Source organism: Thalassospira sp. MBR-102, from assembly GCF_040549275.1.
Taxonomy (GTDB): domain Bacteria; phylum Pseudomonadota; class Alphaproteobacteria; order Rhodospirillales; family Thalassospiraceae; genus Thalassospira; species Thalassospira xiamenensis.
This window is the reverse complement of record NZ_JBEPTC010000020.1, coordinates 1-22,503: the sequence shown is the minus strand read 5'-3', so window position 1 is coordinate 22,503 and position 22,503 is coordinate 1. Positions and strand designations below refer to the sequence as shown.

Here is a 22,503-nt window from a genome sequence, read left to right as displayed (position 1 = left end):
TCACCGGTAGCTGGGAACGCACGATCTTTGCCGTGCTTGATTTTGGTATACCATATTGAAGATACCGAGAGTCAACAAAAAATCACCTTAGGTCCGACTTCATTGACAGAAAATCACAAAATTTGATAAAAAACAAAAACTTAGGATCAATCATCATTGGCAAGATCCACCTTCCTCCACCCCCAAATGGTATACCATATTTTTTGGTATACCATTTTTGCCTTGCTCTTATTCATTACGCATCCTATAGTTTGCGCAATGACGACACGCAGGGAAGAATGGTTTGAGTAACATCACGCTAAACGCCGGATCAGAATCCGACCTCGACACCTACGAGCCGATTGTCGATGCACCACTCGCAACCATCTCGGAGAACAGCGACCTGCCGCTGGCCCAACAGGCAGCAAATGTCCTGCGCGACATGATCGTGCAAGACATCATTCCGCCGGGCAAACCGATCCGCGAACGCACATTGGCTCAACAGCTTAATATATCACGCACCCCCCTGCGCGAAGCCTTGCGGATTCTGGCCGTTGACGGCCTTGTCGAACTTCTGCCTTCACGCGGTGCGATTGCGGCAAATCCAAGCCCCGAAGACGTCAAGCACATGCTTGAATTTCTTGGCGGGATCGAAGGTCTTGCCGGGGAACTAGCCTGCAAACGCGCGACCGACGAAGAAATCGACGAAATCCGTGCCCTGCATTACGAAATGCTTGCCGCCTTTGCCCGCAAGGACCGCCTCGCCTATTTCAAACTCAACCAGCGGATTCACCGCGCCCTTGTAATGGCATCGGGAAATCCATTGCTGATTGAAACCCATGAACGCATGAATGCGCGACTTTATCGCATCCGTTATCGATCCAACATGCGCAATACAAAATGGCCAACCGCGATTAGCGAGCATGAGGAAATTCTGAAAGCCATTGAAAGTCGTGATGCCGTCAAACTGAATGACCTGATGCGCAACCACCTCGGCAGCACCTGGATCAAAGTCAGCGAAGACGGCCAAGTCGGCACCGCGGATCATCACGATAACGATTAATCCAGAAACACACGAACCGGCACTGCTGGAACTGGCTCCCGCGAAAGCGGGGGCCTTCTTTTTTGACTGCAATCAATAAAAAGCTTGGTAACCGCTGGCTTGAATGGCTCCCCAGCGAAATTCTGCCAACTCGCGCAACAATCGGCGTCAATGAACTTGGCGCAAATACCCTGATCGAAGTCGTGGTATCTGCTGCCCAATAGCAACCTGCTATAGCATCTTTCAATTCGCGGTAAGTTTAACAACCTAGCCGCAACGCAAATGTTGATCTTTGGCACAGGCACATCGAGAAATTTCAAGATGCCTGTGCCAAAACCGTAAAGTTAGATATCAAAGTTGGTGGGCAATACGATCATGTCCCGGATCGTCACCGTACGCGGGCGCGACAGCATGTAAATCACCGCATCGGATACTTCCTCGGGATCAAGCAGCGCGCCATTTTCCTTGGCTTTACGCAGGTTCTCTTCAGGCCAGTCTGCCAAAAGGGCCGAAACGACCGGCCCCGGCGAAACTTGTGCGACACGAATGCCGTGTTTGTTTAGCTGGCGACGCATTGTTTGCACAAAACATGTGATTGCCCATTTTGATCCGGAGTAAACCGGCTCCCACTGGATCGGCATATGACCTGCAACGGAAGCCGTCACAATGATGTCACCGGTTTTGCGTTCCTGCATGTGCGGGATCACATCACGAACATTCTTCATCACGGCATTGACGTTCAGGTTCAGCATCCGGTCAATCGTTGCGGTGTCTGTTTCGGTCAAGTCACCACCGATATAGGAACCTGCATTGCAATGCAGAATGTCGATATGGTCGACCTTTTGTAGGATTTCGGGAACCATCGCAGCACAGCTATCTGCATCAAGCAGATTGGTATGTTGCGCAATAGCATTCGCCCCCAATTCAGTCGCCAACTGAGAAAGGGCATCCTTATTGTAGTCAACCATCACAACCTTTGCGCCAGCTTCAAGAAGCGCGCGCGTAGTAGCAAGACCGATGCCCGAAGCAGCGCCAGTGACAACAGCAACTTTGCCCTGAAGGGATTGAGCCATAATTCGTCTCCGATAAAAATGATTGAGATCAGACAGCCAGAAAACCGCCATCCACAGGCAAGACAGCCCCACTGACGAAGGACGCATCGTCGCTCAACAACATGATGATCGAACGGGCAACGTCATCTACCTCGGCAAAGCGCCCTTGGGGGTGACGAACCATCATCGGATCGGCTTTGGCCGGCTCCGACCATGTCGTCGCGGCAAGTTCGGTCATGGTAATAGTGGGGGCAATAGCATTGACCCGAATACCGTACGGTCCAAGCTCCTTGGCCATGACGCGGGTCGCGCCTTCCAGTCCGGCCTTGGAGGCGGCATAGCACATATGCTCCTCAAACCCGCGATGCCCGGCGATGGATGTCACATTAACAATCGCCCCGCCACCACCTGCTCTCACCCGGGCACGTGCAAATTCCTGCGCACAAATCAAAGCCGCCCGAAGGTTGATGCCCATCACGGTTTCATACCCCGCATCGGTCATCTCAAGCACACTTTCAAGGACATTGGTCCCGGCACAATTGATCAGAAAATCTGCCGTCCCTGCTGTCTGCATGGCATTGCGTGCCGCCCTACTGTCGGACAAATCCACCTGAATCGTGCGCGCCCCGATCTGGGCGCTCAGCGCATCAAGATCACCTTGTGTTCTGGCCATGGCGATGACGGAGGCACCGCGTTCAGCCAGAAGATGGGCGCAGGCACGACCGATGCCTTTGCCAGCCCCTGTGATCACGACTGTTTTTCCATTGAATGTATCGGTCATGAAGCGACGTTTCCCTGATAATGATTACGCGATTTGCACCATGGCCGGCTTATTGTTTGCCGCTGCTTTTCTCGTTTTGCGATGCACTGCGTTACGGATTAAGTCATGCGTTCCAGCAGAATATCTGCGGTCAGATCATCTGTAACAAGTGTGTCCACCAACCCGCGCTTGATCGCTGCATGAATGATTGGGACCTTGTGTTTGCCCGCCGCCGTCAGGATCTTGTTGGGAATATCTGCTAGCGCGTTTAGGTCGACCCCGACCGTTCGCTCGTTTAGCGGATGGTCAATCTCGTTCCCATCAGCATCAAGAAAACGGCCCAGAACATCCCCGACCGCACCCGCGTCACGCAATTCCTGCATGGTCAGATCCGCTGGCAAACCATATTTCACCATAAATGAAAGATCGGACACATCCCCCACGACCAGAAGGGCGGCATCAGCAGAAAGGCACCGCTCGATATGGGATGCATAGATTTCCTGGCTTAAGAAGACGTCTTTATCGACATCATCGGGCAGATAAATCGGTGCAACCAGATGTGAATAGTTGGCGTCAAACCGCTCGGCAAAGCCTGAAGCAATGCTAAAGGCATTAAAGGATGATCCGGCCGCCGTCCCGCCCATCAAGGCAAGAATTTCCAGATCCGGCAGGGAATGAAGCGGCAAACGCTCCATCGCGCGCTGCAATGTTACCCCCCAGGAAACCCCGATCCTTTTCCACGGCTCTGTCTTAAGGGTCGCCGTCAGATAGTGGGCAAGTGCCGCGCCAACAGGGGCGTGATAGTCATAATTGTTATGATCTACCGGCACGACCAGCGCTTTGCCAACACCCGCCTGTTCCAAACGTTTTTGTGCTTCAAGCCGGGTTACAAAAGGCGACTCGATCTGGATTTTCACCAACCCCAGCGACTTTGCTTTCTGAATGGCCTGATTAACACGCAGGCGGGTTACCCCCATATCACGCGCGACTTCCGCCTGTGTCTGGCCGTTCACGTAATAGCGCCAACAGACCTCGGTCACGAAACCTTCGCTATCCTCAAGTGGTTCTCTTGGCATGAATTATTTCCTCTTGTCGCCCTGCACATTGGCCCTGTGCAATTGTCATGTCACGCAAACTAACAAATGTAATTCAAAAATTACAAATGAAAATTTTCACTTGCATCAAATATATTACATATGCATTCTTCCGGCGACCGGAATCGCAAATCCAATGCAGCGCAAGACTGCCAAATGCGATCCCCCATCAATCAACGGGAGGAATATCCAATGAATTTTGCACTCAAAGTGGGCGTCTCAGCCTTCGCCATGGCTGTCGCCTCAAGCACTGCTTATGCTGATGATGCATTCTGGAAAGAAGCAGCCGCCCCCTATCAGGGTGTCACACTGCATGGCGTGACGGAATCCACACCGCCATCCAATTACATTCGCGAAGTCCTCGCCCCACAATTCGAGGAACTGACCGGTATTCGGGTTGATATCGAGACCACGTCCTGGGATCAGATGTATGACAAGGCCATCAAGGACATGGAAGCTGGAACCGGCATCTATGACATGGTCTTTATCGAACAGGACATTGTCTATTCCTATCTGGCGCGCGACTTCCTGACAGACACGACCAAACTTCTGGCCGACAATCCGTCCCTTAAGGCACCGACTTACAGCGAGAACAACTTCACCACCTTTGCCGATTACTTCCGTGGTGAAAACGGTCACCTGTATGGCGTACCTATGGAAGCTTTCATCAAGATCTATCTCTATCGTACCGACCTGTTCAACGATCCGGAAATCAAGGAAGCCTTCAAGGCAGAAACCGGCCACGAACTGAAACCGGCCACCACGCATGAAGAATATGGCGAGATCGCCCGCTTCTTCACCAAGTGGGGCGAAGATCACGATCTGGATCTGTGGGGCACCACCGCACAGGCCCATACCGGCCATCCGGCATCCTGGTACGAGTTCTTTGAAACCATTGCCCCGACTTATGGCGTCTATAACTGGGGCATTGATGCGGACAACAACTATGCCGCATCCGTTGCCAATGGGGGTTCGATGAACAGCCCCGAAGCCAAGGAAGCCATGAAGTGGTGGCTGAGCATGCGCGACATTGCCCCGCCTGAAAGCAATGCTTCGACCTGGACGGAAGTCGGCACCACATTCGGTGCGGGTCGTGTTGCCCAAGGTCTGGTCTATGGTGAAAACGCCGGCTGGATCGCAGCCGATGAATCCAAATCGCTTGTAGTTGGCAAAGTGGGTGTCGCCCTGCCCCCGATGGAAGACGGCATCCTTGAGGAAGTCGAAGGCGGCACAGGTTATATCGGTTATTACGATGGGGGTGCCTTTGGCATTCCAGCAACGTCAAAAAACCAGAAAGCCGCGATGCTGTTCCTGCAATATATCGGTCAGGACGAAGTTCAGCCGGACTGGGCTGTTGCCGCACCACGTGTGACCAACAAATCGACCTATGACGATCCTAAAGTCCAGGCCATGAACAAAGAACTTGGCGGTTATTATGATCTTCTGCGTGACAAGGGATATCTGTTTGCCGGCGCCCCGGCATATCCGTTCCATGCACAGGTTCGCGAAGCTACTGCACCGATCCTGTATCAAATCCTGACGGGCGACCTTGGCCCGGACGAGGGACTTGATCAGATGGCAGCAAAGGCCGAGGCCGAGCTGACCGATCTTGGCTATCGCAAGTAAGGCCTTTTCCCAACTTACCTTTCATGGTCGCTGCCCCATGGGCAGCGACCAGATCCCGGCATGATCCCCGCTTTGGCGGCGTGACCGCCACACTGCATCTTTTTCCAGGGAGTTGACGATGCAATCCAACAAGCTTGGTTGGATCCTCCTGGCCCCTACGCTGGTGATCCTGTTTTTCTTTGGCGTTTTGCCGTTCCTGTATGTCGTTTTCGTCTCGTTCCATCAATGGAATCCATTTGCGGCATCCCCCGAAATGATTTTCAACGGCGCGGAGAATTTCCGGCGCATCGTCTTTGACAGCGCATTCCTGAATTCGCTGGGCGTGACAGTTGCCTTTGTCATCTTTGCCGTTCTCTCCGAACTGGTGATCGGTTATTTGCTGGCCCAGGCCTTCATGCGGGAATTTCCCGGGAAATCGATCTTTCGCACGATCCATACTCTGCCACTGATTATGGCACCGATCATTGTCGGGTCGGTCTGGAAGCTGATGACCACACCATCCATCGGGATCATCCCCCATTATCTGGATGAATGGTTCGGGATCACGATGAATATCGGGACATCCGCCCCCGCGGCTTTCCTGACCATCGTCATCATGGATATCTGGCACTGGACGCCGCTTGTCACCCTGACCCTGATCGCGGCACTGGTGTCGCTGCCACGCGATCCGTTTGAACAGGCCCAGATCGACGGGGCGAACAAAGCTCAGACATTCTGGCACATCACCCTTCCGATGATCACACCGGCTCTGGTCGCAACCGTTTTCATTCGCCTGATGGATGCCCTGCGCACGGTCGATGAAGTCTGGATGCTAACCGGGGGTGGTCCGGGATCGTCCACCCGTTTCCTTGGCGTGCATATCTTCAAGGAAGTCTTCCCCAAGACCAATTACGGCTATGGCTCTACCATTTCGGTGATCGTGCTGTATCTGACCATCGTGGTTTGCTGGCTGCTCTATGTCAGCATGCTCGCACCGCGCAAGAACCGGAAGGGATAAGACGATGAAAAAGCGCAATCCGCTACTGACAACGCTTTTCTGGATATTGATCAGCCTTCTGACCCTGTTTCCGATCTATTGGCTGTTTGTCATTTCGGTCAAACCCGCGGTTCAGCTTTTCAGCACACCGGACATCCTTGTCAGCAATCCCTATTGGGGGAACTATGTCGAGGTTCTCGGCAATCGGTTGATCCGAAGCTACATGGTCAATTCACTGGTGATTTCGACCGGGAATGCCGTGCTGTGCACAGTGCTTGGTTTCTTTACCTGCTATGCGCTATCGCGTTTCAATCTCCGCGGCAAGGAATCCATCTTTTTCTGGACGATCACCAACCGTATGGCACCGCCCGCGGTGTTCCTGTTGCCGCTTTTCCTGTTGATGACGCAGGTTTACCGGATTGGCGATTTCACGCTGCTTGATACCCGGATTGGCATGATTCTGGTCTATTGCACCTTTAACCTGCCGTTTGCGATCTGGACCCTGCGCCCGACGATTGACGCCATCCCGCGTGAACTGGATGAAGCCGCCTATGTCGATGGTGCAAGCCCATGGAAAGTTATTACCGAAATCGTTTTTCCGCTTTGTCGGCCCGGGCTTGCTGTGACCCTGATCCTGACCTGGGTGTTTGCCTGGAACGAGTATCTGCTGGCCGCAACACTTACCAATTTCGATGCCCGCACCCTCACCACCGGCCTTTCGGAATATGTCACGACCACCGGGACCGAGTGGGGAATCATGGCCACGATTTCAGTCTTCACCCTGATCCCTGCCCTGATCGTGTTCGGACTGGTTCAAAAACATATTGTTGCCGGTCTGACCTTTGGCGCGGTGAAAGGATAACACCATGACCAGACACAATACGACACAGCTTGATACAGCCTCGCTGACTGAAGACGACACCGAAAAAACCAAGGCCCCGGAAGAACGGCACGGCTTTCTGCCAATCGAAACCAATGCCTTTGACCGGTGCTTTATCTCGGTCGTGATCTGGGTGGCATTGTCTCTGTTCTGGTTCCGCTTCCTGGAGCCAATGGGTCTGTCCATCTGGATTTCGAATGCCATTGCCCTTGCTCTTGCTGTCTTTATCGTCAGGAAAGGATAACGCCATGAAATCGTTGGTTCTGGAAAAAAAAGACGACATCACCCTGCGCGATTTTCCTGCCATTGACCGCGAGGAAGAGGTCCTTGGCCCACGCGACGTGCGCATCAAGATGCATACCGTCGGCATTTGCGGTTCGGATGTGCATTACTACACCCATGGCCGGATTGGTCCATTTGTGGTCAATGCGCCAATGATCCTGGGGCACGAAGCATCCGGCACCGTGATCGAAACCGGATGCGATGTCACAAAGCTGTCCGTTGGTGACCGGGTCTGTATGGAGCCGGGCATCCCCGACCCCAACAGCAAGGCAACCCGCCTTGGCATGTATAATGTTGATCCGGCCGTACGCTTTTGGGCAACCCCGCCGGTACACGGGATTTTGCGCCCGACCTGTGTGCACCCCGAAGCCTTTACCTTCAAGCTTCCCGACAATGTATCCTTTGCCGAGGCCGCAATGGTCGAACCGCTTGCAGTGGGTGTCCACGCCGCCACCAAAGCCCGGATCAAACCGGGCGATATCGCAGTGGTCATCGGGGCTGGCCCCATCGGACTGGTCACCGCATTGTCGGCATTGGCCGGTGGCTGTGCCCGGGTGTATGTCGCCGACCTTGCCGAAAAAAAGCTTGAAATAGCAGCATCCCTGAGTGCGGCGATCATCCCAATTGATGTCAAATCCCAAAACATCCCCGAGGTGATCAAACGCGACACCGATGGCTGGGGGGCCGATATCGTGTTTGAAGCCACCGGCTCGCCCAAGGCTGCCGCCGGGATTTTTGAACCCCTTTGCCCAGGTGGGTGTGTCGTCATGATTGGCGGTCAGCCTGATCCGATCAGCTATGACGCAGGGGCAGCGATGATCCGGGAAGCCCGGATCGAGAATATTTTCCGTTATGCCCATGTCTTTCCGCGTTGTATTGCCATGCTGAGTTCCGGCGCAATCGACGTAAAACCCCTGATCACCAGAACATTCGCATTCGAAGACAGCGTGCGCGCATTCGAGATCGCAGCATCCGCCCCACCGGCGGACGTCAAATTGCAGATCGAATTGCCGCAATAGGGAGAAGCCTTATGGCCGACGTAAAAATAGAAAACGTAATCAAGCGCTACGCCAATATTCAGGTCATGCACGGGGTGAATGTCGACATCAAGGATGGCGAGTTTGTCGTCCTGGTGGGGCCGTCTGGCTGTGGCAAATCAACACTGTTGCGCATGCTTGCCGGGCTAGAGGAAATCAGCGAAGGCACCATCTCGATTGGCGGACGGATCGTGAATGATGTTCTGCCGAAAGAACGCGATATCGCGATGGTGTTCCAAAGCTATGCACTTTATCCCCACAAAACGGTGTATGAAAATATCGGCTTCCCGCTCAAGATGGCAAAACGACCGGAAAGCGAGATAAAGCAGAAGGTTACCGACGCCGCCGAAATTCTCGATCTTGCCCATCTTCTTGACCGCTATCCCAAGCAGCTTTCCGGCGGCCAGCGTCAACGTGTCGCCATGGGCCGCGCCATCGTGCGAGATCCGCAAGTATTCTTGTTTGACGAGCCGCTTTCAAACCTGGATGCCAAACTGCGCGTGACCATGCGCGTTGAGATCAAGGAACTGCATCAGCGTCTTGGCACAACGATTGTCTATGTCACCCATGATCAGATCGAAGCAATGACCATGGCGGACAAAATCGTCGTCATGCGTGATGGCCGGGTCGAGCAGATTGGTTCTCCGCTGGATCTGTATGACAATCCGATAAACGTTTTTGTTGCTGGCTTCATCGGCTCACCTTCGATGAATTTCGTTCATGGCAAGATAACCGAACACAATGGCACGAAGCACTTTGAGTCCGATAACGGCCTGATCCTGCCAATACCACCGACCACAACACCAACGGGAAAATCAGTGACCTACGGCATTCGTCCCGAACATATCGACATTGGCGATAAGGGGATTGCAATGAATGTCGTGGTCGTTGAACCAACAGGTTCTGAAACCCAGATCGTTGCGAAATCAAACGGTGACCTCATTGACGCCCTGGTCAAACAGCGTATCTCTGCACGCCCCGGTTCTGAACTTCATTATGTGATTGATCCGGTCAACGTGCATCTGTTCGACCGCGATACCGAACTGCGGATATAGGGGAGCCCGATGAATTCACCTGCCGCAGTAATTTTCGACCTTGACGGTTGTCTGGTCGACAGCGAACCCTTGTCACTTGAGGTTTTGGCAACCGAAATGCACCGCCTCGGAATTGATGGCATTACGGTTAATGATATCCGTGACCGGTTTCTCGGGGTTTCGATCCAAGACATTTGCAGACATGTCTCCGAACGTCTCGGCCAGGCCTGCCCGGACGATTTTATCGACCGGGTCGAAACGCGCCTGCTAACAGAGTATCAAACGCGCCTCCAACAGATTGAGAATGCGGAAATGTTGTTAGATCGGCTTTCCAATGCAGGGATCAAAACGGCACTGGCAACCGGCAGCTCCCTGCGGCGAATGACAGCAACTCTCGAGATATCGGGTCTTGCCGCGCATTTCCCGGGCACCGCATACAGTGCCGAGCAGGTCGCCAATGGCAAACCCGCGCCTGACTTATTCCTGCTTGCCGCAGAGGGTATTGCAACCGATCCCAAAGATTGTGTTGTTATTGAAGACTCTCCGCATGGCGTAAAAGGCGCTATCTCAGCCGGGATGAGAGCTATAGGTTTTGTAGGTGGAACGCATTTACATGATATTCGCTCACATCAAACCCAACTGCTTAAATCCGCCGGTGCGTCAGAAATCTTTGAATGCCTTCTGGACGTTGGAGATGCAATTCTGCACAAGCCTGCGTAACATCAACACATTTGCATGCCATCGCTCAAGATATGGCAGCTTGAATTTCCACAGAAGGCTTTGGGATGACTTTTCTTGGAATTGATCTGGGAACCTCCGGTATCCGCCTACTGCTGATTGACGACGGTGGTGTGCCGATAGGCTCAGCGGAACGCAGCTATCACGCCAGTCATCCGCACCCGGGCTGGTCTGAGCAAAATCCTTCGGACTGGATTGCGGCACTGGAAGATTCCATTGCCGAGCTGCGTGATAATTATCCGCAGTTTGCCGCGCTGCGGGGTATTGGCGTAGCCGGCCATATGCATGGAGCGACACTTCTGGATAACAGCGGACGGGTCTTGCGCCCCTGTATTCTGTGGAATGACACGCGCTCTCATACGCAGGCCGCGCACCTTGATGCGAAAAAACCGTTTCGTGCCATTTCAGGCAATATCGTCTTTCCGGGATTTACCGCCCCGAAACTTGAATGGGTGCGGGAAAACGAACCCGATATTTTTGCAAAAACCGCAAAGGTTCTTCTGCCCGCCGCTTATCTTAACTATTACCTGACCGGGGAATATGTTGCGGACATGTCGGATAGCGCGGGCACCTCATGGCTTGATGTGGGTAATCGAACATGGTCGAACACGTTGCTGTCTGCCGGAAACATGCGCCAAGATCAGATGCCCCGCCTTGTCGAAGGTACGGACGAAGCCGGTCGCCTGCGTCCCGCTCTTTTGGACAAATGGGGTCTTGGTGGTCCGGTTTCGGTTGCCGGTGGTGCGGGTGATAATGCAGCAGCGGCCTGTGGCATTGGCGCACAGAATGAAGGACAGGGATTTGTCTCGCTTGGCACATCTGGTGTGTTGCTATCAGCACGCGACGGCTATCATCCGGCACCAGAAACCGCGTTGCATACATTCTGTCATGCCATCCCGGGAAGATGGTACCAGATGGGCGTTATGCTCTCGGCAACAGACAGTCTGAACTGGCTTGCGCGCATCACCGGTCAAAACCCGACAGAGCTAACTTCAAAGCTTGATGGCAACCTGAAAAAACCCGGCACTGTCCGCTATCTCCCTTATCTAGCGGGGGAAAGAACGCCGCACAACGATGCAGAGATCCGTGGCAGCTTCACAGGACTGGCGACCGAAACGAGCCGCGAAGATCTTACGCGTGCCGTGCTTGAAGGTGTTGCGTTTGGTTTGCGAGACAGCTTTGAGGCATTGGCCGCAACCAACGCTAAACTGGATCGTTTGATCGCTATTGGCGGTGGGTCGGCCTCCCGATACTGGATAGAGCTGATAGCCACCGTCCTCGGCGTTCCCCTGGCTCTTCCGAAAAGTGGCGAATTTGGTGCGGCTCTGGGTGCCGCAAGGCTTGGCATCGCTGCCGCAACCGGTGCCGCTGCTGACAGGATTATATCCATCCCGGAAGTGCATGAAACCATTGATCCGAATGAAAGTTCGCGATCTGCATTCGACGCTGCCTATCAAAACTTCCGCAAGGCCTATCCGCTCATAAAAGCCTGCCAGCAACAATCATAACGCGGTTTGAACGCGACAGAGGATTTTTCGAAAACAGGGTTCATTTTGGGAAGACTACTTTCGTAAAGTTATCATCTACCTCTTAACACCCCGCCAAGAACCTCACCTTAAATCCGCCCCTTCTGCCACCCCAAGCCGACCGACAGTCGCTCTGCCGAAGACGTTACCAGACGGATTATATGTTCAAGTTCGGAATCATGCGTTCGGAACGCAGGTGCCGCAACGTTCAGGGCTGCAATCGCCGATCCGTCCATAGCGAATACAGGCGCTGCGATCGAGACCAGTTGATCGCTGACCTCGCCTCTGCTGAGGCAATAACGCTGCTGTTGAATTTTCGATAATTCGGCAAGGATAGCACCACGAGTTCCCAAAGAGTTGGTTGTGAATTTCTCCGGTTTTGCCGGCACACATCTTTCAATCGTTTCCCGGGATTGAAAGGCCAAGAGAGCCTTTGGCGACCCGGCATAAAGTGGACGGCGACGGCCAACCACCGCATGTACACGCAGATCGCGGGACGGTTCGCACTTCGCAATACAAAGGGCTTCGTTGCCATCAAGTATTCTTAGCTGCACGGTCTCGTTCACCCGCTGGCATAATTCCTCCAGAATGGGGTTCGCCAGTTTAACCAGATCGATTTGCGAACTTGCCGTGATTCCGAGTACCAACATCGAATTTCCAAGCCGATAACCGTTCTCCTTATCCCGAATTACCACTTGGCGCTGTTCCATTGTATGCAACAAACGGAATGCTCTCGACTTTGTTAAGTTAGTTTTTTTAGCTAGTTCGGTCACACCAGAATGTGGATATCGAGCAACGGCCATCAAAAGATCGAACGCCTTACTAACTGATTCTACATGATAATTATCATCCCCCATCGCTCAGCTCCCTTCGAAATTCAACGTTATATTTTATGTATCATTGAGTGAAACACTAAGAAAATAAATTTGACACAATACAAATCCGTTTCTCATCATGCCTCCACGAGATCCGCTCTCGAACGTATCGCAAATAAAAATAAAATACCCATCGAACTCCAGCCAATCAGGGAGCCACCTAGTGCTTTATTCACTGACACGACGTGCCTTAACGGGCTCGGCAATTTTACTTTTTGCAACTTCGGCTGTTCCAGCCATTGCACAAGAAGATACCACCCTGTCTATCGGGATGGCCGCCGTCATCACCTCGCTTGATCCACACGAAGATTCAAACTCCCCCAACAACGCCACAAGCCGCAATATCTTTGACAGCCTTATCAATCGCGGCGGATCGGCCGAAAACAAACCGCAGCTTGCAACCTCATGGGAGGTGCTTGACAGTACCCACTGGCGCTTCACACTTCGTGAAGGCGTCAAATTCCATGACGGTTCAACATTTGACTCCGAAGACGTTGTGGCTTCATTGCTCCGTGCCCGAGACAAGGAAAGCAAGGCCTTTGCCTCCTACACCCGCAATATTGCAGAAGTGACAGCAGATGGCCCAAATGCTGTCATCGTCGAGACCACTGTTGCAGATCCGATGATCCTGAACTCGCTAAGCCGTATCCGCATCATCAGCTCTGACTATGCAGATGCCAGTGTCGCCGATTTCGAAAACGGAAAAGCGGCAACAGGCACCGGCCCCTTCAAGTTTGTTTCTTATACCCCTGGGGATCGGATCGAGCTGGACCGCAATGACGACTATTTTGCGGGCCCTTCAGAATGGTCGCATGTCACCATCCGGATGGTTCCCGACAATGGCGGTCGTCTGGCATCTTTGCTTGCCGGTGACCTGGACCTGATTGAAGCTTTGCCCGCGGAAGGCGTTGATCGTGTAGAAAGCAGTGATGGCATGCACATCATTCGCGGACAATCAACCCGTCTTGTATATCTTGGCATGGACGTCGCTCGCGATCAGACACCGTTCGTGACAGCGAAAGATGGCTCGGCACTGGGCACCAATCCGTTCAAGGACGAGCGCGTTCGCAAAGCGCTTCTTATGGCGATCAATCGTGATGCGATTGTTGATCGCGTAATGCGCAAAAACGGAACGGTTGCAGATCAGTTTGTTGCCAAAGGCTTTTTCGGTCATTCTGAAGAAGTTGAAAAAGTTGCCTATGACCCGGAAGGCGCACGCAAATTGCTGGCCGATGCGGGCTATCCGGACGGCTTTGCCATGACCATCCACGGCCCGTCTGGCCGCTATGTCAATGACAGCGAAGTCCTGCAGGCAGCCGGCCAGATGTTCTCGCGCATCGGCATTGACACCAAGGTCGAAGTCCTGCCGTGGTCGGTTTATTCCAACAAATACTCGGACGGTGAATATTCGCTGTTCCTGGGTTCATGGGGTGTAAATACGGGCGAAGTATCTAATCCGGCTCTCGCCATCGTTGCCGGTCGCGATGCCGAAAAAGGTACCGGGCGTTATAACGGCAGCGGTATCAATATCCCGGAAGTTAATGCTTTGCTTGATGAAGCCACATCAACTTTGGAAGAAGCAGCACGCGAGCCGCTTTTGAAGGAAGTGTCAAAACTGGTTTTCAACGATAACTGGTTGCTTCCGATGCACTACGAAAACGTGGTCATGGGCGCTAAATCCAATATCAGCTACAAGCCGCGTGGCGATAAATACACGCTGGCCTATGAAGTCCACAATTCCGCAAAAACGGAATAAAGCGAGACCCCGGGGGTGCCCTTGCACCCCCGATGTCCCGAAGACGATTTCCCCACGGAGACAAAAATGCAAGAACTTGGAACGAGCGGTGCCGCTGCACGCGCGCGCGCTGTATATGACTATGGTGAAACGGCTATTTTTGCCTCTAAAGCCGATCCCCGTTTTCATATGCTGCTTTATGTTCCGCCTGCTGCTGCCGATGGTCGTAAAGTTGACCTTCTGGTAGCCGTTCATGGCACAGGTCGCACGTCAGCCATTGAATTCCGGGACGGATTTGCCGAATTCGGCCTGTATCATGATTGCGCCATTCTGTGCCCGATCTTTCCGATGAATGTTCGTGGCGATGGTGCACGATCAGGTTACAAATACATGATCGAAGGCGATATCCGTTATGACGAGATCATTCTCTCGATGGTCGCAGAAATGGCTGAGAAGTACCAGCAGGACTGGTCGCGTTTTGCCATGTTTGGCTTCTCCGGCGGCGGTCATTTCACTCATCGCTTCGCCATCTTGCGCCCCGAAAACCTTTGGGCAGCCTGTATCGGTGCCCCCGGTTCCGTCACGCTGCTTGATCCCGATCGCGACTGGTGGGTTGGCGTGCGAGACCTTCAGGAAAAATTCGGTCGACCGTTTGACGCCGAAGCACTTGCACGCGTACCGGTGCAAATGGTTGTCGGCAGTGTCGATCTTGAAAACTGGGAAATCATGCACGAGCCAGGATCGAAATACTGGATGGAAGGCGCAAACGATGCCGGAAACACCCGTCCGGAACGCCTTCGCAGCCTGAAGGCTTCGTTTGAGAGCGCCGGGGTTAATGTAACGTTTGATGAAGTTCCCGGCGTTGCCCATGACCGATTAAAAGTACTGGGTCATGTGAAGGCCTTTCTTGCCGAACGCCTCAAGGAGAAACGTGCATGAGCCGCAATGCCACAATTGTCGCGCCACAACCCGAAGCCGTAGAAGCCGGAGCAGAAGTTCTCGAACGCGGCGGGAACGCGATTGATGCTGCCCTTGCCTGTGCTTTCGTTCAGGGCGTCGTCGACCCACAGATGTCCGGGATTGGTGGCTTTGGTTCCATGCAGGTTTACATGCCCAAACGCGGCATTCATGAAATGCTGGAATTCTATGCCCTTGCCCCCGCAGCATCCACACCGGATATGTGGCTGAACAAGCTGCTGGGCCAAAGTCGCGACGGGTTCGGGTTCATACTCGAGGACAATATTTCTGAGATTGGATACCTTGCCTGTTGTACTCCCGGTTCACTCAAGGGCTATGAAACAGCATTGCGTGACTACGGCACCTGGGAATGGGGCGATCTGATCAAGCCTGCGATCCGCCATGCAGAAGAAGGTTTTATGATCCGCCCTCACATGCACTGGTACTGGACGAAGGATCAAACCAGTGACGGGCAGGTCAACACACTTGACAAGCTTCGCTTTTCCGAAACAGGCCGGCGCATCTATTTCCACGATGATGGCAGTGTACGTGGTGTAGGAGACATTCTGCGTAACCCGGATCTCGGGCAGACATTGCGCAGAATTGCCGAAAGCGGCAACTCGGACATTTTCTATCATGGTGAAATCGCAGAACAGATTGCATCGGATTTCGCTCGAAATGGCGGACTGATAGGTCTGGATGATCTCGCACAATATTCCGTCTCAAAAGCAGCCCCCGTATGGGGTAGCTATCGCGGCCACAGGATTGCATCAAGCCCGCCCCCCGGGTCCGGTTTTCCGATGATCGAGTTGCTCCATATTATGGAGAACTTCGACGTTGGCGCCATGACGCACGGTTCGACAGAGCATATCCGCACGCTCTTCGAGGCGATGAAGCGAATGACAATCGACAAGGACATGCATATGGGCGATCCCGAATATGTTCATGTTCCCGTCAAACAGCTTCTGTCAAAGGAGCATGCGGCAAAACTGGCGGAATCCATTCGCCGCGGCGAACGGGCCAATGTCGAGCGCCTGGACCTGTCGCAGCGAGACACAACCCACATCTCCGTTATCGACGCAGAAGGCAACGCTGTTGCCATGACCCATTCCCTTGGCAGTCCTTCCGGTGCAATCACGGATGGGCTGGGTTTCATGTATAATGGATTGATGGGGCGCTTTGACCCGCGCCCGGGCCGAGCAGCTTCGATTGCACCGCGCAAACGTCGCGCAAGTTCCGCGGCACCAACAATTGTCTTTGATGGCGAAAGCCCGTCGATTGTAATTGGCGCCCCTGGCGGCAGTTATATCGCCCCAAGCGTCGCCCAGGGCATCATGAACATGATCGATTTCAAAATGGATATTCATGAAGCCGTCTCGGCTCCCCGTATCGTCGGTGTCTCCAATTCGATAGACATATCCAACAGAACTCGACATTCGGTCGCAAGCGACCTGCGCAATGACGGCTATACCGTTGTACGTTCTCCACAGGCTTATGCTTTTGCAGCATTACACGGCATTCAGGTGAAGGATGGGCAATCGGCTGGTGCAGCAGATCCGCAGCGTGATGGAATGGCGATCAGCATTAAAGCCCCAAAAAGGAGCTAGGATATGGTCACCTCCTTAATCCGGCGCATGATACAGGCAGCCTTTGTCATCTTCGCGATGACGCTGATTGTTTTTATTGGTGTCAACGTAATCGGCAATCCGGTCGATATCCTTATCAACCCGGATCTCAACCAGGCAGAAAGAGCACTGGTCATCAAGCATCTGGGTCTCGACCAGCCTTTATGGAGCCAGTATCTGAGCTTCATAAAGGGGCTGATGCAGGGAGATTTTGGCGACAGCTTTGTCTACAAGCGTCCCGCGCTGGAGGTCATTCTTGAACGACTGCCCGCAACGCTTGAACTGGCACTTTGCGCAATGGTCATTGCCATTGTTGTTGGTCTACCTCTCGGACTTTATGCAGGGCTTTATCCAGAACGGATTTCGTCGCGCCTTATCATGACGGGTTCAATTCTGGGCTTTTCGCTCCCGACATTCTGGGTCGGCCTGATGTTTATATTGCTATTTGCAGTTCAACTCGGATGGCTCCCTTCAAATGGGCGCGGGGAAACTGCAATGCTGTTTGGCACGCCATGGTCATTCCTGACTTCCGACGGTATTTCGCACCTGCTTCTTCCGGCATTGAATCTGGCGCTATTCAAGACCTCCCTCATCCTTCGCCTTACACGCGCCGGCGTGCAGGAAGTCATCATGCAGGATTTTGTCAAATTCGCGCGCGCCAAGGGCCTGAGTGAATCCCGGATCATTCTTGTGCATATCCTCAAGAATCTGATGATCCCGGTCGTGACAATCATTGGTCTGGAATTCGGGTCACTAATTGCATTCTCTGTCGTGACAGAAAGCATTTATGGCTGGCCGGGAATGGGCAAGCTGATCATAGACAGCATCAATCTTCTCGATCGCCCCGTGATCGTCGCTTACCTGATGATGATGGTGATCCTGTTTGTGACGCTGAACTTCATTATCGACATCTGCTATACGCTGCTGGACCCTCGCGTCCGGCTCGAAGGAAAAGGATAATCCGTGATGGATGCCAAACTTGCCGACACCACAGGCGTTGACAACCCGGCATTGCTCGCCGATGCACCACCTCCCAGAAAGATAGGCCCTGCCATTATCCGCTTCCTTTCGTCTCCCACTGCGTTGATCGGAACGGTTGGTCTGATTACTGTTGTTTTCGTAGCGGTTTTTGCACCTCTTTTATCTCCGCAGAATCCCTACGACCTTATGCAGCTCGACATTCTTGACAGTCGTCTGGCGCCAGGTTCCGAAAGTTTTTCAGGTGTACCGTATTACCTTGGCACAGACGGCCAGGGCCGCGACATCCTGTCGGGTATCATGTATGGCTTGCGCACGTCGCTTATTGTCGGAATTGCGTCCGCACTGGTCGCTGCAATTATCGGCACGACCGCTGGTTTGCTCGCCGCCTATTCTGGTGGACGCATAGAAACGCTGACGATGCGTCTGGTGGATTTGCAGCTATCATTTCCAACTATCCTGATGGCCCTGATGATCCTTGCCATCCTTGGGAACGGGGTAAACAACGTCGTCATTGCGATAATCATTGCCGAATGGGCAACGTACGCACGCACGGCACGTGGCACCGCCTTGGTGGAGCGTGAAAAGGAATTCATCGAAGCCGCGCGCTGCCTGAGGATTCCGGGCTACCGCATTTTGCTGCGTCACCTTCTGCCAAATTGTCTAGCACCGATCATTGTGATTGCAACGATGCAGGTTGCACGCGCCATTGGTCTGGAAGCAACCCTTTCGTTCCTTGGACTTGGGGCATCCGTCACCCAACCCTCGCTCGGAATGCTGATCTCGAACGGCTATCAGTATCTTCTTTCCGGTCTGTACTGGATCAGCTTTTTCCCAGGTATTGCGCTGCTGATCACAATCGTTTCCATCAACCTTGTTGGTGACCGTCTGCGCGATGTTCTCAATCCGAGGAATGCCCGATGAAACCATTACTTGATGTTCGCGATCTGGTCACCGAGTTTCCCATTGGTGGAAATCAGGGTCTGCGCGCAGTTGACGAAGTCTCTTTTAAGCTAAACCGCGGAGAAGTCCTTGGATTGGTGGGCGAAAGCGGCTCCGGGAAAAGCGTTACAGGCTTCTCGATCATGGGGCTGGTAGACAAGCCCGGCAAGGTAAGCTCAGGTCAGATTCTTTTTGACGGCGAAGACTTGGCCACACAATCCTATGAACAGATGCGCAGCCTGCGGGGACGCAGAATTGCCATGGTGTTTCAGGATCCGATGATGACGCTAAATCCGGTGTTGCGGATTGGCACACAAATGACCGAAGCGATCCATGCGCACGAGAAAGTCTCTCCATCGCAGGCCCGGATACGCGCCCGCGATGCGTTGGGGATGGTGGGCATTCCTAGCCCCGAAGAACGTCTCGATGCCTACCCGCACGAATTTTCCGGCGGGATGCGACAACGTGTCGCCATTGCGATTGCCCTTTTGCATCGCCCGGATCTGATCATTGCCGACGAACCAACAACCGCACTTGACGTAACGATTCAGGCCCAGATCATTTCCGAGTTTCAGAAATTGACGGAAGAACAGGGAACTGCAGTCATCTGGATCACCCACGACCTGGCTATCGTATCGGGTCTGGCTGACCGGATTGCCGTCATGTATGGCGGCCGGATTGTCGAATCTGGTGACATCACCACAGTCCTTGAAGCACCGCATCACCCATATACCCGCGGCTTGATACGTTCAGTACCATCCGAAAACAGCCGAGGCACTCGCCTTGCGCAGATTCCCGGCGTCACGCCAAGCCTCGCACGCATGCCCGAAGGATGCACATTTCGCACCCGTTGCGAACGTGCAACCGACGCCTGCCGGGTCCGTCCGGGACAATTTGGTAATGAGCTGGACTATCATCGCTGCTTCCATCCGTTCGAGGAAAAACTCGCATGAGCCTCCCCAATCGCCCTCAAAACGAGTCTCCCCTTCTCGAAATCCGCAAGGTTTCACGCCATTTCGGTTCAAAACCGGATATCGCCACAAGAATATCGATTGCTCTGGGCGCGGCAAAACCGCCACCCGTAGTTCACGCTCTTGACGAAGTCGATTTGGTCATTCGCCGTGGCGAGGTTCTGGGTCTGGTTGGTGAAAGCGGCTGCGGAAAGTCCACGCTCGGACGGATTGCTGCCAACATTCTTCAACCGTCATCTGGAACCGTACTTTGGAAAGGAACCGACCGATCAAAGTTAAATGGTCGTGCATTGCGTGACGCGGATCTGGCGGCACAAATGATTTTCCAAAACCCGATGGCCGCGCTTAACCCGCGCATGAATATCGAAACGCTGGTATCAGAAGCGCCGGCCATTCATGGTATGATCAAAGGCAGCCGGGCCGCCTATGTTGACGAATACCTGCAAAAAGCAGGCTTCGATCCGGACATGAAACGACGCCTGCCTCACCAGTTTTCCGGCGGACAGCGCGCTAGGGTCAATATTGCCCGCGCACTTGCCGTACGCCCCGACTTTCTTGTATGCGACGAAAGCGTGGCGGCACTCGACGTATCCATTCAGGCGCAAATTCTAAACCTGTTTATGGATCTTCGGGAACAGCTTGATTTGACATATCTGTTTGTCAGCCATGACCTTGGTGTTGTCGAGCATATTTCAGATCGGGTCGCCATCATGTATCTCGGACGTGTGGTTGAAGAAGCGCCGGTTGAAGAGGTTTTCGCAAAACCAAATCATCCTTATACACAGGCACTTCTGGCTGAAGTCCCACGCATCAGACCCGGAAAACGGAAATTCGAGGCAATCAAGGGCGAATTGCCAAGTCCGATCAATCCTCCACCGGGATGTCATTTTCATCCTCGCTGTCCCTTTGCAACGGAACGTTGCCGTACCGAGATCCCAAAACGAAAGGAAATTGCACCGCATCACTATTCCGCCTGTCATTTGAATGACGAGGCCGCATGAGCCCGAAAACCCTATGGCAAAGCAACAGCACGTTCGCATTTGCCCTTATAATCGGGACCATAGGAGGCGGCCTTTTCACCTGGCTCGGATTACCGCTGTCATGGATGCTTGGCTCCATGACAGCGTGTGGACTTGCGGCAATACTGCGATTACCGATCGCAGGCTCCAAACGTGCAAGGCCCCCAATGTCTGCAATCATTGGCGCCATGCTGGGTACCCAGTTTGGACCGGATGCCGTGGCGGGAATTGTGCATTGGTGGCCCGCACTAATCGGACTGGCCATCTATCTGCTGATTGCAGCAACACTTTGCTATTTTTACCTTGTGCGGATCGTAAAACTTGACCCGGTAACAGGGTACTTTTCCGCTATGCCCGGCGGATTGATTGATATGGTCTTGCTTGGTGCCGAACGTGGCGGGAATGAACACACCATTGCATTGATGCATTCCTCCCGAATTTTTCTGGTGGTTTTCAGCCTGCCGCCTCTTCTCTCACTTGTAACCGGCATTGATGCCGATACACGCGCTGCAGCATATCGTCCGCTTGATGATCTTATCGCAATAGATGCGGCATGGTTTGTTTTTGCAATAGCTGCAGGAGTACTTCTTGGCCGACTGATACGTCTGCCCGCCCCTTATCTTATCGGTCCGATGCTTGCCAGCGCCATTCTCCATTGGATGAGTATAACAACATTCATCGTTCCGTCGGCGGTAATCGCTGTCGTGCAGATCGTACTGGGAACAACTATTGGCTGCCGCTTTGTCGGGACCGCACCACGCTATATTCTACGCATATTGCTGACCTCGGCCGGCTCGACATTTATATTGCTGGTGGTTGCGCTTTGCATGGCTTTTGCCCTGCAATATGTCTTGGACATACCAATAGAAGGAATCTTCCTTGCCTTCTCCCCAGGCGGCCTGGCCGAAATGAGCCTGGTTGCTTTGGCTCTCAATCTGGAAGTTTCATTTGTCACACTATGTCACATCAGCCGCATCGCAATGGTCGTTTTGGGGGCATCGTTCGTCGCACGTTTTCATGCGTCACGCGACTGACAATCAGACGGATCAGAACTGTCTGACAAAAATTGTCTTTAAACTCAAACACCCCGCTCAGCAAAAGCCGGACGGGGTGTTTTATCTAGAGCTCTGTTATATCTCGCACAGAAGCGATTTATAACAGAAGTGGTTGCGAGGAGAGGATTTAGCTACGCGCATTGCGCTACGCTGAACCGGCGCAAAGCGATGCTTTGCTTGGTTTGAACAAGAGGCTCAAAATGACTGCTCCCACCTACCAGACATTAAAAAAGCAGCGGTGTTATGTGTCAAGCACCGCTGCATGATATTGGCGCATTCTTGCATTTGCCCTTACGATCATTTTACGCATGACGGCGACA

At 53.2% G+C, this 22,503-nt stretch carries 22 protein-coding genes; 18 read left to right on the top strand and 4 right to left on the bottom strand.

Translation table 11 applies throughout. The annotated features are described in order from the left end of the window. Positions 1 to 283: 283 nt before the first annotated feature. On the top strand, positions 284 to 1,042 hold the full coding sequence (locus tag ABIE64_RS22275) for a GntR family transcriptional regulator (protein ID WP_354378660.1): 759 nt from the start codon (positions 284 to 286) through the stop codon (positions 1,040 to 1,042). A 62-nt stretch (positions 1,043 to 1,104) separates the two neighbouring features. Next, positions 1,105 to 1,245: a RidA family protein gene (locus tag ABIE64_RS22270; protein WP_354378659.1), complete on the top strand. Its 141-nt coding sequence runs from the start codon at positions 1,105 to 1,107 to the stop codon at positions 1,243 to 1,245. Positions 1,246 to 1,365: 120 nt separating this feature from the next. Here ABIE64_RS22270 and ABIE64_RS22265 read toward each other — a convergent pair whose 3' ends face one another. The 3 genes from ABIE64_RS22265 to ABIE64_RS22255 all read right to left on the bottom strand — a co-directional run bounded on the left by ABIE64_RS22265 (position 1,366) and on the right by ABIE64_RS22255 (position 3,909). Then, positions 1,366 to 2,094 carry an SDR family oxidoreductase gene (locus ABIE64_RS22265; protein ID WP_354378658.1) on the bottom strand — a complete coding sequence of 243 codons (729 nt, stop codon included), beginning with the start codon at positions 2,092 to 2,094 and terminating at the stop codon, positions 1,366 to 1,368. 28 nt (positions 2,095 to 2,122) lie between these two features. Then, positions 2,123 to 2,854 carry an SDR family oxidoreductase gene (locus ABIE64_RS22260; protein WP_354378657.1) on the bottom strand — a complete coding sequence of 244 codons (732 nt, stop codon included), beginning with the start codon at positions 2,852 to 2,854 and terminating at the stop codon, positions 2,123 to 2,125. A 98-nt stretch (positions 2,855 to 2,952) separates the two neighbouring features. Beyond that, the gene (locus ABIE64_RS22255) at positions 2,953 to 3,909 is read right to left on the bottom strand and encodes a sugar-binding transcriptional regulator (protein ID WP_114095800.1); all 957 of its coding nucleotides are present in this window, start codon (positions 3,907 to 3,909) and stop codon (positions 2,953 to 2,955) included. Positions 3,910 to 4,119: 210 nt separating this feature from the next. On the opposite strand from ABIE64_RS22255, the gene ABIE64_RS22250 reads away from it, so the two are divergent. The 8 genes from ABIE64_RS22250 (at position 4,120) to xylB (ending at position 12,008) form a co-directional block, all read left to right on the top strand. Next, complete coding sequence (locus tag ABIE64_RS22250) at positions 4,120 to 5,553, top strand: extracellular solute-binding protein (protein WP_354378656.1); 1,434 nt, start codon at positions 4,120 to 4,122, stop codon at positions 5,551 to 5,553. A 118-nt stretch (positions 5,554 to 5,671) separates the two neighbouring features. Next, on the top strand, positions 5,672 to 6,550 hold the full coding sequence (locus ABIE64_RS22245; RefSeq protein WP_037991661.1) for a carbohydrate ABC transporter permease: 879 nt from the start codon (positions 5,672 to 5,674) through the stop codon (positions 6,548 to 6,550). 4 nt (positions 6,551 to 6,554) lie between these two features. Next, a complete protein-coding gene (locus tag ABIE64_RS22240) occupies positions 6,555 to 7,391 on the top strand; it encodes a carbohydrate ABC transporter permease (RefSeq protein ID WP_062959128.1) in 837 nt (278 codons plus the stop codon). 4 nt (positions 7,392 to 7,395) lie between these two features. Further along, the gene (locus tag ABIE64_RS22235; protein ID WP_051682344.1) at positions 7,396 to 7,653 is read left to right on the top strand and encodes a DUF2160 family membrane protein; all 258 of its coding nucleotides are present in this window, start codon (positions 7,396 to 7,398) and stop codon (positions 7,651 to 7,653) included. A 4-nt stretch (positions 7,654 to 7,657) separates the two neighbouring features. Next, positions 7,658 to 8,710 (top strand): NAD(P)-dependent alcohol dehydrogenase, encoded by a 1,053-nt coding sequence (locus ABIE64_RS22230; RefSeq protein ID WP_354378655.1) that lies wholly within the window; start codon positions 7,658 to 7,660, stop codon positions 8,708 to 8,710. A gap of 11 nt (positions 8,711 to 8,721) precedes the next feature. Next, the gene (locus ABIE64_RS22225; protein WP_037991664.1) at positions 8,722 to 9,783 is read left to right on the top strand and encodes an ABC transporter ATP-binding protein; all 1,062 of its coding nucleotides are present in this window, start codon (positions 8,722 to 8,724) and stop codon (positions 9,781 to 9,783) included. 9 nt (positions 9,784 to 9,792) lie between these two features. Then, the gene (locus ABIE64_RS22220; RefSeq protein ID WP_037991665.1) at positions 9,793 to 10,482 is read left to right on the top strand and encodes an HAD family hydrolase; all 690 of its coding nucleotides are present in this window, start codon (positions 9,793 to 9,795) and stop codon (positions 10,480 to 10,482) included. A gap of 65 nt (positions 10,483 to 10,547) precedes the next feature. Next, entirely contained in the window at positions 10,548 to 12,008 is a 1,461-nt protein-coding gene (gene xylB, locus ABIE64_RS22215) for a xylulokinase (RefSeq protein WP_354378654.1), read from the top strand. Positions 12,009 to 12,115: 107 nt separating this feature from the next. Here xylB and ABIE64_RS22210 read toward each other — a convergent pair whose 3' ends face one another. Then, a complete protein-coding gene (locus tag ABIE64_RS22210; RefSeq protein WP_354378653.1) occupies positions 12,116 to 12,883 on the bottom strand; it encodes an IclR family transcriptional regulator in 768 nt (255 codons plus the stop codon). A 181-nt stretch (positions 12,884 to 13,064) separates the two neighbouring features. Here ABIE64_RS22210 and ABIE64_RS22205 point away from each other — a divergent pair, with 181 nt between their 5' ends. From ABIE64_RS22205 to ABIE64_RS22170, 8 genes are all read left to right on the top strand, one after another. Next, entirely contained in the window at positions 13,065 to 14,657 is a 1,593-nt protein-coding gene (locus ABIE64_RS22205; protein WP_354378652.1) for an ABC transporter substrate-binding protein, read from the top strand. Positions 14,658 to 14,723: 66 nt separating this feature from the next. Further along, the gene (locus ABIE64_RS22200) at positions 14,724 to 15,575 is read left to right on the top strand and encodes an alpha/beta hydrolase (protein ID WP_341364348.1); all 852 of its coding nucleotides are present in this window, start codon (positions 14,724 to 14,726) and stop codon (positions 15,573 to 15,575) included. Then, complete coding sequence (gene ggt / locus ABIE64_RS22195) at positions 15,572 to 17,200, top strand: gamma-glutamyltransferase (RefSeq protein WP_341364349.1); 1,629 nt, start codon at positions 15,572 to 15,574, stop codon at positions 17,198 to 17,200. Before ABIE64_RS22200 ends, ggt begins: the two co-directional genes overlap by 4 nt. A 3-nt stretch (positions 17,201 to 17,203) precedes the next feature. Continuing rightward, positions 17,204 to 18,178: an ABC transporter permease gene (locus tag ABIE64_RS22190; RefSeq protein WP_247795358.1), complete on the top strand. Its 975-nt coding sequence runs from the start codon at positions 17,204 to 17,206 to the stop codon at positions 18,176 to 18,178. Positions 18,179 to 18,184: 6 nt separating this feature from the next. Then, positions 18,185 to 19,120, top strand: coding sequence for an ABC transporter permease (locus tag ABIE64_RS22185; protein ID WP_354378651.1), 936 nt, complete (start codon positions 18,185 to 18,187; stop codon positions 19,118 to 19,120). Continuing rightward, positions 19,117 to 20,091, top strand: a complete 975-nt coding sequence (locus ABIE64_RS22180) for an ABC transporter ATP-binding protein (RefSeq protein ID WP_354378650.1) — start codon at positions 19,117 to 19,119, stop codon at positions 20,089 to 20,091. The genes ABIE64_RS22185 and ABIE64_RS22180 overlap by 4 nt, the downstream gene beginning before the upstream one ends. Then, entirely contained in the window at positions 20,088 to 21,110 is a 1,023-nt protein-coding gene (locus ABIE64_RS22175) for an ABC transporter ATP-binding protein (RefSeq protein ID WP_354378649.1), read from the top strand. The genes ABIE64_RS22180 and ABIE64_RS22175 overlap by 4 nt, the downstream gene beginning before the upstream one ends. Beyond that, positions 21,107 to 22,162 carry an AbrB family transcriptional regulator gene (locus ABIE64_RS22170; RefSeq protein ID WP_354378648.1) on the top strand — a complete coding sequence of 352 codons (1,056 nt, stop codon included), beginning with the start codon at positions 21,107 to 21,109 and terminating at the stop codon, positions 22,160 to 22,162. Before ABIE64_RS22175 ends, ABIE64_RS22170 begins: the two co-directional genes overlap by 4 nt. Positions 22,163 to 22,503 lie beyond the last annotated feature (341 nt).